We start from the raw sequence: 14568 nt of genomic DNA on the forward strand, positions 1-14568 counted from the left end.
AGGTTTGTTTGGCGATAGATCTGATCACCGAACACCATGAATGTTCTCACTTACTTAATTTTTTGTATCACCTCTATGATTTTACTCATATTTTTGTGGGGATACCTCAGGATCTGACCCCAATTTTATTCCTGTTCGGGATCTTGAGGTTTGGTTTTGCGGTTCTTATGCCAGACCTTAGTTTCCTGACCATTCCATAGCCTGATAATATTGTCTTTGTGGCGGATAATAATCAAAAGGCTCAGCATAGACACAGGAATGGTATACAAAGGTTTGATAAACCAGGTGAAAATGGGCGCAAGGCCTACAGTGACAATAGCTGCTAACGACGAATAACCGGTAGCTCCTACCAGCATCATCCAGGTCGATATTAATAAACCCGCTAAATCAAGCCCTATAGGCATCATGCTGCCAAAAGCTGTCGCAACAGCTTTGCCGCCTTTAAAGCCAAAAAAGATGGGGAATATATGACCTAAGCAAGCGCAAACCGCAATCATGCCCAGATAAAAGGCCTCTATGCCTAAAAAATACGATCCCCAGACCGGAATAGTGCCTTTGAGCACATCAAACACCAGTACCATAGCAGCTGGAACAGCGCCGCCTAAACGTAACACGTTAGTCGCGCCAGGATTACAGGAACCATGAGTGCGTGGATCCGGCAGTCTGAACAGTCGACTGACCAGAATAGCAGACGAGATTGAGCCGCTTAAATAAGCCAACAGCATCAATATCGCTATGGTTAGGGTCATGGATTAAGGTTCCTCAGTCCGACAAAATGCGCTAAAATCGCGACCTGTGTAATAAGCTGCTCAGAGTATAGGCTTTTTTAGTTTTTGCCTATCCGACCAGCCTACCTGAAACAAGTCTTTAACAAAAGCGGAAATCTATGACGGATATAGTTTTTATCAGGCAATTCAAGGTTCAGACGGTAATAGGTGTGTATGAGTGGGAAAAAGCCATACATCAAACACTGGAGTTTGATTTGGAGCTGGCCACCGATATCCGCCAGGCTGCAGCGACCGACGATTTACAATACACTTTGGATTACAGTGCTGTCTGTGACGCTATTGTTGAGCTGTGTAAGCAACCCCATGAATTAATTGAAACTGTGGCTGAAAAAGTTGCAGCTATGGTGCTGCAGAAGTTCGCTACTAAGGCGGTAAAAGTGACTATTGCTAAGCCAGCCGCTGTGCCTGCCGCCGCCAGTGTCGGCGTGTCTATTTCGCGTGGCAGCTGGTAATGGCGCTGATTTACATCAGTATTGGCAGCAATATAGAGCGGGATCTGCATATTCGCGCTGCTTATCTGGAGCTCACAGCACTATTTGGTGAAATTGGTTGCTCTCAAGTATACGAAAGTGAGGCTGTAGGTTTTACCGGTGATGCCTTTTACAATTTGGTGGCAGAGGCCAATACCGATTTATCTGTGGCTGATTGTGTCGCAGCCTTTAAGGCGATAGAACAGAAATATGGTCGTCCTGCTACATCGCCCAAGTTTTGTGGCAAACGGCTGGACCTGGATTTGCTGACTTACGATCAACTGGTCTGTAAAACACCTGTTGAATTACCGCGGGACGAGATTACTAAAAACGCCTTTGTGTTGTTGCCTTTGTCCGAGCTGGCACCAGAGCAAATCCATCCGCTGACAGGCTTGAACTATCAGCAGATGTGGCAAAACTACAAAGAAAACCAAAAGCTTTGGCCCATAGACTTTAACTGGCCGGATGCAGTTGCTGCCAAAGCTGTTTAGCGGTGCTGATAGCTTCAAGCCTTGCCTTGGCAACTTCCAGTTTAATCGCCTCACCTTTTAAACCCAAAGCGACTATAGCCTTCACATCAATAGCCCGAGCCGCCACTGCAAGCTGGCGCAAATAATCTGCTTGCGGATAAGCAGCCTGTTCAAAGCCAGTACGGCCGCGTAAATCGGCTATGGCACAGAGCAGCAATAAGTCCAGACGTTCGGGTTTACGCCATACATCTATGCCATCAAATAATTTTTGTACTGTGGCAGGCCGAAGCTCAAAAGCTTTGTGCAGCAACTGATGGTATTCACAGGCCAGCAGCGCCAAATCACGACAGTCATTTGGCACCCGAATACGACTACAAAGCTCCTGCACCAAAGGCAAGCCGCTATGCTCATGACCATGATGTTTAGGCCATAAAGCAGGGTCTGTGATGCCTTTGCCCAGATCATGGCAAAGCGCGGCAAAACGCACATCCAAACGGTCAGACAAGAAAGCCGCTTGTTTCAGCACCAGCATGCAGTGGATGCCGGTGTCTATTTCCGGATGCCACTGCGGTGGGTTGGGCACTCCCCACAGTTGATCCAGCTCTGGCATCAGTACTTTTAACGCGCCGCAGCTGTGCAGTAATTCAAAATAAGCTTGTGGGTCTTGTTCTGTTAAAGCGCGAGCCGTTTCCTGCCAGACCCGCTCAGCCGTTAAATGCTGTAACTCACCACTATGACTAAGCTCCGTCATTAACTGCAAAGTTTCAGCGGCAACAGTAAAACCTAAGTGAAAATAACGAGCATAAAAACGCGCCACTCTTAATACCCGCAATGGGTCTTCACTAAAAGCAGGCGAGACATGGCGCAGAATTTTTGCCTTGATATCAGCAATACCGCCGTAAGGGTCGTGCAGCTGACCAGCTTCATCCTTGGCGATGGCATTGATGGTTAAATCACGGCGCTGCAAATCCTGCTCAAGAGTCACATCTTGAGCAAAATAACAGGCAAAACCTGTGTACCCCTGGCCTTGTTTACGTTCGGTGCGGGCCAAAGCGTATTCCTGCTTGGTTTTAGGATGCAAAAACACCGGGAAATCTTTACCCACAGCCTGATAACCCAACCCCAGTAATTGTTCAGGTGTAGCGCCGACCACCAGCCAGTCCTGGTCCAAAGCCGGGTAGCCCAGCAGCTCGTCGCGAACAGCGCCGCCTACAAGATAAATGTTCAATCTCTTTCTACTCCAGCGACAACATAAGTTTTCAAAGCTTTCATGCAGTCTGTTTTTTTGCCATTATAACGCCTTGCTTACAATTGTCGCCCTAACTCAGCATCAGGAAGCTTATGTACACCGGATTTTTCGGTTTAACCAGTCAGCCTTTTTCGATAGCCCCTAACCCTGACTTTCTATTTTTAAGCGCCCGTCACGCTGAAGCGCTGGCGCATTTGCGTTATGGTTTGGGCGAAGCCGGTGGTTTTGTACTGCTGACAGGCGAAGTGGGCACTGGAAAAACCACAGTGTCCCGCTGTTTGCTGCAGGAACTGACCGATAAAACCGAAGTGGCTTTTATCTTAAATCCGACCTTAAACGAGCTGGAATTGTTGGCTGCTATTTGTGATCAGTTAAAAATTCGCTACAAAAAATCCGAAGCCAGCTTAAAAATGCTGACTGACAAAATTACTAACCGTCTGATGAAAAACCATCAGGCCGGCAAAAATACTATTTTAATTATCGACGAAGCACAGCATCTGCAACCTGCAGTACTGGAGCAACTGCGGCTGTTAACCAACTTAGAAACCAATACTAAAAAGCTGCTGCAGGTGATTTTAATAGGTCAGCCTGAATTGCAGCAGTTGTTGCAGCGCCAGGATTTACGTCAGCTCGCGCAGCGGATAACGGCCCGTTATCACTTAATGCCTTTGACTGAGCAGGAAGTACAGCAGTACATCAGTTATCGTTTGCAGGTAGCGGGTTGCAGCCGGCCTGTATTTACAGCTTCTGCAGTAAAAAAATTATTTCAATTATCTGGTGGTATTCCGCGTTTACTCAATTTAATCTGCGACCGCGCTTTGTTAGGGGGGTATAGTCAGCAAAAGGCATTAATTGATGCAGGTCTGGTCAATCAGGCGGCTTCAGAAGTGCTGGCAATAAAACCTCAAGCGGAAAAAGCGCCCTGGCCTGTTTGGGTATGGCCGCTATTAACGCTAGTGGCGTTAGGCGCAGGTGCCGGGCTGTCAGCATTCATTTGGTAGGAAACTTTTCATGTCGTTATTAATGGATGCGTTAAAGCAACAACAGCAAGTGCCAGTGGCCGCAGCAAAAACTGCATCAGGTCATGGCTGGCGTATTGCCGCTTTAACCTTATTAGTGGTTTTAGGTTTAGTGTTGGGGTTTTTTATAGGTCAGTATCAATTCGATACTAAAGAACCTGTAGCTGAAGTGGTGGTTGCTCCGGTTCAGGTTGCACCTGCTATTGCCAATGCAGCTGATATAGCGATGGAACTGCAATTGGCAGCTGACTTACTAAAACCAACAGAGCCAGTGCAACTGGAAGAAGTACCTGAAGAAGAGCCGCAATTGGTGGTATCTGCCAAACGTGGTGAGAAGGTGCTTGGCCGTTCACGAGCAGAAGAAATAGAAGAGGACTTTATAGATTTTGAACAAATGCAGGAAGCGGATGCAGAACAGGAACTGACCCCAGTTGATGAGCTACTGCCAGCAGCAGAACTGGAGCAGTCTGAAGTATCTGCGGAACTTCGGGGGAAATTTGAATCGGCTTTAGCTGCTGAAGATGGCTCGCAGCGCCGCAAACAAGAAATTAACTATCATGATGCACCGGCTGTGGACATTAACCAGTTGGACGATTTATTGCAGCGTCAGTTACCTGCTTTACGTTTTGAAGCTCATGTCTATGCCACAGAGGCTAAACAACGTTGGATCAAAGTAAACGGCAAAGACTTACAGCAAGGCCAGTGGGTGACAGCGGATATTCAGGTGAAAGAAATATTACCTCAGTATGTAGTGCTGCAATTTAATCAGGTACAGTTTAGTGTCGAAGCTTTAACAGACTGGAGTTATCAAGGCCGCTAAAGGTCTTGTTACTCCAGCACTGACTGGCGGAAAAGACGGATCATATCAATACCAAAATCTTCCGGCATCGCAGCGCTTTCAATCTCCAGATCCACTTTGAGGTTTGCCAGATCAACAACTGAAACTTCAATATAACGTTTAAATTTGCAGTTATAAAATACTTTAACGACAGGACGTAGCGGCTCCAGCTCATTGGCTTTAAGTACTATCCCCAGCTTTTCATTACTCAGTTTCACTAGCGTACCAACCGGGTGAATGCCTATAGCTTTAATAAACTGGGCCAAGAGCACAGGATCAAAACTCTGAGGCGATTCTCGTTTTAATATTTTCAGTGCTGAAATACCGCTCTGGCCTTCTTTATAGCAACGTTGTGCGGTAATGGCATCGTAGGTATCAACAATAGCGATCATCCGGCCATAGACTGAAATTTGTTGTTCAGCTAAGCCGTGAGGATAACCTTTACCATCCAGTCGCTCATGATGCACAGCTGCCACATCAATACTGACAGGACTTAAGCCTGGGATCTGCTGCAGAATTTCATGGCTGTACACCACATGACGGCGCATTTCCGCGAATTCTTCCGCGGTCAATTTACCTGGCTTATTCAGTATATTGTCAGATACCAGAATTTTACCTATGTCGTGTAATAAGGCGCCTGTCGCCAGTTGTTGGATCAGCTCTTCGTCAAACTTCATTTGTTTGGCAAAAATGGTCATCAGAATAGAGACGTTGACCGAGTGCTCCAGCAAGTAGGCGTCTTTTTCGCGGATGCGGCTGATGCAGAGTAAGGCATCCTGATTACGAAATACCGAGTCGATAAAGCCTGTAGCGCAGTCTTGAAAGGGTTGCAGGTTCAACGCACGGCCCGCCTGAATATCGGCAAAAGCTTTTTTCTGCAGGCTTTTTGCTTGTTGGTACAGCGCATTTGCCTGGCCAAGCTCTTGCTCAAAACTGACTTTTTCGCGGTTTCTGCCCGTTGTAGTAAGAGGAGTTATAGGCGTTGCAACCTCTGGTTTGGGTTGATCTAATGTTTTACTTAAATCAACAACCAGTTCCAGCACGCCCTTTTGCTTTAGCTGCTCTATCACTGCTGCAGTTCTGGCCCAGCCTTGAGTTTTAATTTCGATAGTGCCTTTTTGTTTGTGCACAGACACCACATACATACCGGGCTGTAACTCGGCAATAGACAAAACTTTAAGCTGAGCTGGTGCTGTCATAAACTGACTCTCTCTGATTGCCAAACTGGTTGATTCGCTAATATGTGTAAATATGAAAAAAATGATACATCATTTTCAGTTAAAAAAAAAGCCCGCAACAAGGCGGGCCCGAGATTTAATTAGCTTTCGCTGAAGTTTTAACCCAGGTTGTCTGTCATCGTCATTAACGAGGCATTGCCACCTGCAGCTGTGGTATTGATAGTGACGGTTTTTTCTGTCACTAAACGATGCAATAACTGATGATCAGCAGGGCTGGTGACCAAAGCACTGATAGCGCCATCACGGGCCGCCATCCACTGCGCAGATAAAGCTTTCAGTGGGTTGGTGCCTTCAATCACAGCTGTTGCCAGCGTTGGATGCGCTAACACTGCTTTTAAGCTTGGCAGCTTGACCCAGTGGAACAGGTTTGCTGGTAAACCGGCTTGCAGTAATAACTTACGGCAGGTATCCATCTCGGCTTGCTGAGCTTCGCCTGCAGTACTGACCACTGCATTACCTGATACCAAAGCTGTGATTAACGCCAGCATCCAGTGTTGGAAGCTGCTGTGTTCGCTACGAATAAGTGCCACTACACCTTTGGCTTCCAGATGTAACTGGTTAGATTCACCTGTAGGTCCTGGCAGAGTTATAGGCTGAGCCAGCTCTTTTTCGATAAACTGCAGCTGTTCGCGGGCGGCGGTGATCACCTCGTTTAAGTCGTGTTCTTGCTCTGATACCAGCTTGTTACCAGCCAGCTGGGCGATAAAACGACGTAACACAGAACCGCGATTCGTCACGTTTTGATTCAGCCAGGCCACCTGAGCCACAGCCATTTGCTGCAGTTGAGTATTGAGCTGGGCATCAAAACCGCTGGCCGCTTCTAACTGTTGTTGGACATCAGCATCCAAAGCAGGAGCCTGTAATTCATGTTCTTTCACCAGACGGCTTAAGTAGAAAGGGCCACCGGCTTTAGGGCCAGTACCCGACAAACCACGGCCACCAAAAGGCTGAACACCCACAACAGCACCAATCATATTGCGGTTCACATAGATGTTACCTGCTTTGATTTCGCTGGCAACTTTCATGGTGGTTTGTGCAATACGGCTATGGATACCCATAGTCAGGCCATAACCTGTGGCGTTGATTTGCTGAATGACTTTATCCAGCTCTTCGGCTTTAAAGCGGATGATATGTACCACAGGGCCAAAGACTTCACGTTCCAGCAGATTCAGGCTGCTGATTTCATACAAACGTGGTGCGAAGAAGTAGTGATCGCCAGCAGCTGGTGCATCACAAACATAATGCAAGGTGGCTTTGCCTTCCAGATACTGCACATGCTGGTTTAAACGCTCCAAGGCTTTGCTGTCAATCACAGGGCCTAAGTCAGTGCTTAACCAGGCCGGGTCGCCAACATGCAGCTCTTTCATAGCGCCTTTGATCATAGTGATGATCTTATCGGCCACATCTTCTTGCAGGAACAGCACACGAAGGGCAGAACAACGTTGACCAGCGCTTTGGAAACCAGAAGAGATCACATCGTCAACCACTTGCTCTGGCAGAGCGGTAGAGTCAACAATCATACAGTTCTGACCACCGGTTTCGGCAATCAGTGGCACTGGCTCGCCACCACGTTCGGCCAGCTTACGGGCAATCCAGGCACCGGTTTCAGTCGAACCTGTAAACATCACGGCCTGAATACGAGTATCCGGCACTATGACTTCACCCACCTGACGACCTGGTGCTATCACCAGTTGCACTACATTGTCCGGGAAACCAGCCGCTTTCATCAGTTCCAGAGTACGCACAGCAATTAAGCTGGTTTGTTCGGCAGGCTTAGCTACTACTGTATTGCCGGCCACTAAAGCGGCGCTGACCTGACCTAAGAAAATAGCTAATGGGAAGTTCCACGGGCTGATACAAAGCACTACACCACGGGCTTGAGAAGCTTGCAGGTTTTTAGTCGCTTCAGCAGCGTAATAACGACAGAAATCGACCGCTTCGCGTACTTCGGCCATGCTGTCTCCCACTGTTTTACCTGCTTCTTTAATACATAAAGCCAGTAATTCATCGCGGTGTAATTCCAGCTGATCAGCCAGTTTATTTAAAAGTGCAGCGCGTTCAGTCACAGCAGTCGCAGACCAGGCCGGGAATGCGGCTTCAGCGTTGGTTACTGTCTGCTCCATCTGAGCACTGTTGCTGTGATGATGGAAACCTATCACTTCTTTGGTGTTGGCTGGGTTAGTCACAGCAAAAGCACCTGCTGGTACTTCAATCTGGCTGACAGATGCTAACCATGTATCCATAGCTTCGCGCATAGCCGTGATTTGATCGATATCGGTAAAGTCCTGGCCTTTAGAGTTCAGGCGAGCTGCACCATACAGTTGGTCTGGTAACGGAATAGAGTTATTACGTTTTTTGCTCCAGGCACGTACTGTTTCTACCGGATCTTTTAATAAAGACTCAACCGGAATATTTTCATCCACAATGTTATTTACGAAGGAGCTGTTAGCACCGTTTTCTAATAAACGACGTACTAAGTAAGCCAGTAAGTCTGAGTGTTCACCCACAGGGGCGTAAATACGGCAAGGTACTTTGTCATCAGCAACAACCTGGTCGTATAGCGCATCACCCATACCGTGTAAACGCTGGAACTCATACCCAGTGCGATCCGGTGCCATTTCTAAAATAGTGGCCACTGTATAGGCGTTGTGGGTAGCGAACATAGGGTACATACTGTCGCGGTATTCCAGCATCTTTTTGGCACAAGCCTGATAAGACACATCGGTCGACGGCTTGCGGCTAAATACCGGGAAGTCGCTTAAACCTTCGGTCTGGCTGACTTTTACTTCAGTATCCCAGTACGCGCCTTTCACCAGACGCACCATCATTTTGCGGCCCACTTTCACCGTCAGCTCACGTAGCCATTCAATGACAAACAAGCCACGTTTAGAGTAGGCCTGAACTGCTAAACCAAAACCTTCCCAACCGTTTAATTCCGGATCGGAGAATACAGCTTCGATAATATCCAGGGATAAATCTAAACGGTCCGCTTCTTCAGCGTCGACAGTAAAGCTGATGTCATAAGCTTTGGCTGCAATCGCCAGTTGTTTTAAGCGTGGTACTAATTCACTGATCACGCGGTCGCGATGAGTAAATTCGTAGCGTGGGTGAATGGCCGATAATTTCACTGAAATGCCTGGGCTTTTTAATGGGCCACGTTTTTTCGCTGCTGTACCTATGACTTTAATCGCCATCATGTAGCTGTCGAAATAACGGTTGGCGTCGTCCATGGTGCGGGCGCCTTCACCCAGCATATCGTAGGAATAAGTAAAACCTTTGCTTTCCAGTTCTACGGCACGTTCTACCGCTTTTTCAATGCTGGTGCCCATGACAAACTGGGTGCCCATAATTTGCATCGCATAACGCACAGCCTGACGGATCACTGGCTCGCCCATACGACCACAAGTACGTTTTAATAAACCAAACTGAGCTTTTTTCTGATCGTCGCTGTAATTCACCAGCTTGCCGGTCAGCAATAAACCCCAGGCCGAGATATTCACAAATAAAGAGTCACTGTTGCCTAAATGCGAGCTCCAATCGCCGTTGGATAACTTGTCGCGGATCAGCAGGTCAGCCGTGTGTTTGTCTGGCACACGCAATAAGGCTTCGGCTAAACACATCAGCACTAAACCTTCGTCTGTCGACAAAGAAAACTCGTTCAACAGGGCGTCTACACCGCCTTTACCGACCTGAGCTTCACGGATATTCACTACCAACTGACGGGCTTTTTCCCAGGCACGGCTGCGCGCCGCAGGGCCAATATCAGCAATAGGCAATAAGTTGTTGAGTACCTGATCTTCATCAGCGCGGTAATGGTCGCGCATGGTTTGACGAATAGCGTGACTAGTGGTCAGTTGGCCTTGGAATAACATAGGGTTTTAATCCAGTGAATTGAAAAAAATTATGCTGCATTTTAGTGAAAGCGCAGCCCTATTTGGTGGTTTCTTTTTCAAACTAACCTTATATAATTCGGTTTATAAATCATAAAACCCGAAAAAATACTGCCATGACTCAAAGCGCCAAAGGCCGGTTACCGGACCGTATCGACATGACAATTCTAGACACGCTGCAAAAAGATGGACGTATTTCTAATGTCGAACTGGCAAAAAAGGTCAACTTAAGCCCAAGCCCTTGCATAGACAGGGTTCGCAAGCTGGAGCAGGACGGTTTTATTGAAGGCTACGGCGCCCGTTTAAACGCCAGTAAACTAGGTTTTGGTACTGCCGCTTTTATTCAGGTGACCTTGGACAGAACCACAGGTGCAGTCTTTGATCAGTTTCGCGATGCGGTGGTGAAAATTCCACAAGTGGCGGAATGCCATATGGTGGCCGGTGGTTTTGATTATCTGCTGAAACTACGCTTATCCAGTATGGAGGCGTATCGGGGCGTCTTGGGTTTGATAGTAGATTTGCCAGGGGTTTTGCAGACTCATACTTATGTGGTGATAGAGCAGGTAAAGCAGGATGCGGGTTTGCCTTTGAAGTTTGCTGCGGCGCCAGAGGGGAAGACGGAATAATTTTTGTTATTTGGCATGGTGCTGATCGGGCCATGTCGACTAATCACATCTGGGGGGAAATTGTAGGGGCGGGTCTTGCGCCCGCCCGTTGTGTTAGAGGAGTGAACGAAGCTGGTGTGTAGTTGTAACTGTTTTTGATTGATATATTTTTTGCTTGAAAGCTCTCGTCTTTGAGTTCACGTCGCAGGTGATTTTGCTTGGTTAAGTAGCTCAGACTAGCGTAAGGCACAAGGTTTCAGTACAGGCCTGCTGACGACCATTGGCCTTGGCGCGGTATAACTGCTCGTCGGCCCTGCGAATGGCATCTTCAATATCCTGATGTTTCGTTGTACCTTGCGCATTCACGCTGGCTATGCCTGCAGAAAAACTCACTTCAACGCCTAGTTGTATGTTCTCGGAGCAGTGCTGAGTAAAGCTGTGTTGCAGGCGCTGTAGTAGCGCTGCAATGGTCAAGGTATCTTGTTCTGTGGTGGCAAGGATAAACTCCTCACCGCCAAAACGGCCGATAATATCTGTTTGTCTGAGAGTAGCTTTCGCAGCATTAGCGAATGCAGCTAGCACCGCGTCACCAGCCTGATGGCCATGCTTATCATTGATTTGTTTAAAGAAGTCGAGATCCAACAATGCAATAGATAGTGGAAATCTTTGACGATGTGCAAGTTGGTGCAGTTGCATAGCTCGCTGAATAAAGGCGCGTCGGTTTAACAGGCCTGTTAATGGATCCGTGTCGGATAGCTGCTGCAATTTCTGTCCGAGCCGGAAGCTGCGGTAAAGGTACAGCGACAGCACTAGCGTGACCAGTACGCCAGAACCAATGATAGTCAGCATCATATACAACCGGGAGGTGGCCTTTTGTTCAGCAGCAGCCAATTGTTCGGCTTGTTTCGCTTTTTCTGCCGCTTGAGTTTCCTCCTGCGCCATCTCTAAGCGTACTTGATAGCTACTCAGCATCAGGCTTCTTGCTTCGGCATCTTTTTGTGCCCGCAGTTGTTGATAACGCTGGCTGGCTTCAAAAGCGGCTTGATAATTCCCTTCGACCTTGCGAATTTGCTGCAATAAGTCATACCTTTCCCAGTTGTCCGGATCTGTGATCCGGTTCAGCATAGCTTTGGCGGAAGGGAGATCGTTCAGTTGCAAGTAGGCTAGTCCGGCGTAATAAGCCGAACGCTCGTTGAGGCGGGGCATTTGCTGAGTAGTATTAAACTGCACTAGTCTGGCTATGTTAGCCAGATTGCCTTGCTGCACTTCGCCAAGCAGTACCAGCTTATCCATTACATCAGAGCAGGCTACATTGGTGTGAGCTGCTAGTGACGCTTTGGCGTAGCGGATTTTTTCTTCAAGAGGCAGAAAATAAATATTTGCCATGTTGCAGTATTGAATCGCGATAGTTTCATTCATACCTCTCTGTTGTGCGCGTCTGATCGTTTTATTATAGAGTGCTAATGCCTGCCCAGTATCGCCAATGGCCCCGCTGTGATAAGCCAATTCAGCTTCTAAATCTAAATAAAGCTCTTTGAATTGCTCCATTGATCCTGAATTCATTACTTCAGCTAATTTGAAGAGCGGTTTTGATATTTTATGAAACTGTTTGAGTTTGTAATAAACTTCAAGCTGATTCGTTAAAAACATTAAATGAGTTTGAGCGTCATTGATTAAAGCGGGATGTTGTTGCAGGCTGTCCAGCAACACTGCAGCTTGCTCCGCCTGATTCTGGTAGGTGTACATACCATAGCTTTTCATTGCCATTGCATATAGATAGAGTTCAGGCTGTAGTTCTGGTTTAATGAGTGCCAATGCTTTACCAAGATTCTCCTCAAGAGGAGCTAAGCCCAAATGCATCTTTATTCGGGCTTTTTCAAGGTATAAAGCTGCTTGACGAATCTGATTATTATTTGTCTTTGCAAGACGCTCATCAATTAATTCAATGGTTTTCGCTGCATCTATTGCTGAAGCTTTGTCTAATTCTTGCCGTTCAGCAAAAATCTGCTCAAGACTATATCGCTCTTCAGCCTGTGCGAAAGGAATGCAGCTCAATCCAGTCAGGGTTAAGGCGAATAATCTAAAGAAGAAACTTTTAAAGCGGTAACACACAGAAGTTCGCGGCTGTTCTAAAAAACGGCTCAAAAGGGGCAACAACCACAACATGAGTAGGTTCACTCCATGAATAAAAGGGCGCTACAGGCTCCTTAGATAGTGGCTAGTTATAAACGATTTTTAGCTTTAAACACAATGGTTTGGTGCTGCGGCGGTTTAAAGTCAGTGGGGGGCATAAAAAAACAGCTGCTGAGATCAGGGCATCAGTAGCTGTTTTTTCAGATCAGTATTGTGGGTATAGTACATGCCGCATTAACTTGGCTTCAATCACATCCAGCGTTCTTTGCGGCGGCGGCCTGGGATTAGGGATGGAACCACTAAACCAAACAGTAAACCGGCGAAACCTAAAATAGAACCTAATACCATTTTGTCTTGCCAGAAGGCGGATGGTTTTTCCTGCAGTTGTTGAGTCAGCAGGGCAATGGTTTGCTGCGCCGTAGCTGTGGCTTTTTCTGCTTGTTGCACTGCGGCGTCTGTTTCATTGAGTTGTTGTTGTAACTGATCTTTTTCTTGCTGCAACTGCGACACCAGACTTTGCTGTTGTTGTAATTGCTGCTGTAGTTGCTCGCTTTCACCGCCAAATACCGGAGTTAAGCTGACGTACTGTTTTAAAATCCAGCCGGTGCGGCCTTTGCTGTCGGTGAGTTGCCAGTATTCGGAGCTACTGTCTTCTGCAACCAATTTAATTTCTTCGCCAGCGGCTATGCTGCCAATAATTTTGTAGTCGCGGCCCGGGCCGTTGTAGAGATAAGTGATCAGCTTATCGCTGATATAAGCATTTTGTGGGCTGACCGGGGTGCCTGTTGGTTCTTGTTGTGCAGTGACGCTGGTGCTCAGCAGCACTGTGGCTAGTAGCATGCCTGCTTGCCATGGTCTTGAGGTGATCAACATAAAAATCCTAAAAAAACCGACCAACATCTGGCCAAAATTGAGAATTAAGCCGATCATAGGCCAGAAGCTAATGACTTGACAACTTCTTCTTACAGAACAGGAATTAAGCCGCTATGGCGATGGAAGCTGAACTTAAATTTTTACTCACCCAAAGCACACTACCTGCTTTGGACTCTATGTGGCAGCAGTTGGCTGTGGCAGTGCAAAAACATGAAAGCGTGCAGTTACTCAATGCTTATTATGAAACGGATGAGCTGTGGTTTCGCAGTCATGATGCGGGCCTGCGTACCCGGCTGAAGAAAGGTCAGTTTGAACAAACCATTAAACTCTCAGGGCAGCAGCATGGCGGTTTGCATCTGCGGCCTGAGTACAATTTGCCTTGTGCTTCGGTTTGGCCTGAACTCAGCGCTTTTCCTGCCGAAATCTGGCCGCAAGGTACAGATTTAGCGTTGCTGCAACGTCAGCTGAAACAACTGTTTCGCACCGACTTTGTTCGTCAAAGCTGGTTACTTACTTTAGCCGACGGCAGCACAGTGGAAGCCGTGTTGGATCAGGGCGAAGTAGTCTCAGGCGAACAAAAAGAAGTGATAGCTGAGCTGGAACTTGAGCTGCAACAAGGCGATGTGAAAGCCTTATTTGATGTATCGCGCCAACTGGTGCAATTGTTGCCGCTGCGTTTGGGCTGGCAGTCTAAGGCGGAACGGGGTTATCGTTTGGTGCAGAAGCAGCCTTTGGTCTTTATGCCACTGGATAACAGCAATACTGCAGCGTTATTAAAATCGCTGCAGTATCACGAGAGTTACTTTTTGCGCAGCCAGGATCCGCAGTCATGGCAGGTGATCGAACAATGTATCCAGGCCTTGTCTGTTATCTCTGAAGACTTTGCCGCTTTGTCATCGCCTGATGCAACACAAGCCTTGAGTTTTTTCAGCAGTGCAGCTTATAACTGTGCTTTGCTGAATTGTTCTGAATCTTTGTTTTCTGCCTGAGGTATA

The 14568-nt window shown here is 47.3% G+C and carries 12 protein-coding genes; 6 read left to right on the plus strand and 6 right to left on the minus strand.

The window, feature by feature from the left end:
• Positions 1-125 precede the first annotated feature (125 nt).
• Positions 126-749 (minus strand): glycerol-3-phosphate 1-O-acyltransferase PlsY, encoded by a 624-nt coding sequence (gene plsY / locus IEW88_RS08995; RefSeq protein ID WP_053424226.1) that lies wholly within the window; start codon positions 747-749, stop codon positions 126-128.
• A 137-nt stretch (positions 750-886) separates the two neighbouring features.
• On the opposite strand from plsY, the gene folB reads away from it, so the two are divergent.
• Together folB and folK are read left to right on the plus strand one after the other, a co-directional pair.
• Complete coding sequence (gene folB, locus IEW88_RS09000) at positions 887-1240, plus strand: dihydroneopterin aldolase (protein ID WP_147903926.1); 354 nt, start codon at positions 887-889, stop codon at positions 1238-1240.
• Positions 1240-1749, plus strand: a complete 510-nt coding sequence (gene folK / locus IEW88_RS09005; protein ID WP_147903927.1) for a 2-amino-4-hydroxy-6-hydroxymethyldihydropteridine diphosphokinase — start codon at positions 1240-1242, stop codon at positions 1747-1749. The genes folB and folK overlap by 1 nt, the downstream gene beginning before the upstream one ends.
• On the opposite strand, the gene IEW88_RS09010 is transcribed toward folK, so the two are convergent.
• Complete coding sequence (locus IEW88_RS09010) at positions 1712-2956, minus strand: multifunctional CCA addition/repair protein (RefSeq protein ID WP_147903928.1); 1245 nt, start codon at positions 2954-2956, stop codon at positions 1712-1714. The two genes, folK and IEW88_RS09010, sit on opposite strands and share 38 nt — an antisense overlap.
• A 113-nt stretch (positions 2957-3069) precedes the next feature.
• On the opposite strand from IEW88_RS09010, the gene IEW88_RS09015 reads away from it, so the two are divergent.
• Together IEW88_RS09015 and IEW88_RS09020 are read left to right on the plus strand one after the other, a co-directional pair.
• Positions 3070-3978, plus strand: coding sequence for an ExeA family protein (locus IEW88_RS09015; RefSeq protein ID WP_053424230.1), 909 nt, complete (start codon positions 3070-3072; stop codon positions 3976-3978).
• A 10-nt stretch (positions 3979-3988) separates the two neighbouring features.
• Positions 3989-4816, plus strand: a complete 828-nt coding sequence (locus IEW88_RS09020) for a general secretion pathway protein GspB (protein WP_147903929.1) — start codon at positions 3989-3991, stop codon at positions 4814-4816.
• 8 nt (positions 4817-4824) lie between these two features.
• Here IEW88_RS09020 and IEW88_RS09025 read toward each other — a convergent pair whose 3' ends face one another.
• Together IEW88_RS09025 and putA are read right to left on the minus strand one after the other, a co-directional pair.
• The gene (locus IEW88_RS09025) at positions 4825-6033 is read right to left on the minus strand and encodes a cyclic di-GMP phosphodiesterase (RefSeq protein WP_147903930.1); all 1209 of its coding nucleotides are present in this window, start codon (positions 6031-6033) and stop codon (positions 4825-4827) included.
• Positions 6034-6170: 137 nt separating this feature from the next.
• Complete coding sequence (gene putA / locus IEW88_RS09030; protein WP_147903931.1) at positions 6171-9944, minus strand: bifunctional proline dehydrogenase/L-glutamate gamma-semialdehyde dehydrogenase PutA; 3774 nt, start codon at positions 9942-9944, stop codon at positions 6171-6173.
• 176 nt (positions 9945-10120) lie between these two features.
• On the opposite strand from putA, the gene IEW88_RS09035 reads away from it, so the two are divergent.
• Positions 10121-10588, plus strand: coding sequence for an Lrp/AsnC ligand binding domain-containing protein (locus IEW88_RS09035; protein ID WP_425543300.1), 468 nt, complete (start codon positions 10121-10123; stop codon positions 10586-10588).
• A gap of 210 nt (positions 10589-10798) precedes the next feature.
• Here IEW88_RS09035 and IEW88_RS09040 read toward each other — a convergent pair whose 3' ends face one another.
• Positions 10799-12712, minus strand: coding sequence for a GGDEF domain-containing protein (locus tag IEW88_RS09040; RefSeq protein ID WP_185148577.1), 1914 nt, complete (start codon positions 12710-12712; stop codon positions 10799-10801).
• 237 nt (positions 12713-12949) lie between these two features.
• On the minus strand, positions 12950-13573 hold the full coding sequence (locus IEW88_RS09045; protein ID WP_185148578.1) for a TIGR04211 family SH3 domain-containing protein: 624 nt from the start codon (positions 13571-13573) through the stop codon (positions 12950-12952).
• A gap of 113 nt (positions 13574-13686) precedes the next feature.
• Between IEW88_RS09045 and IEW88_RS09050 the strand changes: the two genes are divergently transcribed.
• The gene (locus IEW88_RS09050) at positions 13687-14562 is read left to right on the plus strand and encodes a CYTH domain-containing protein (RefSeq protein ID WP_147903935.1); all 876 of its coding nucleotides are present in this window, start codon (positions 13687-13689) and stop codon (positions 14560-14562) included.
• Positions 14563-14568 lie beyond the last annotated feature (6 nt).

It is taken from the genome of Rheinheimera tangshanensis (assembly GCF_014645135.1).
GTDB classification, from domain to species: Bacteria; Pseudomonadota; Gammaproteobacteria; order Enterobacterales; family Alteromonadaceae; genus Pararheinheimera; species Pararheinheimera tangshanensis.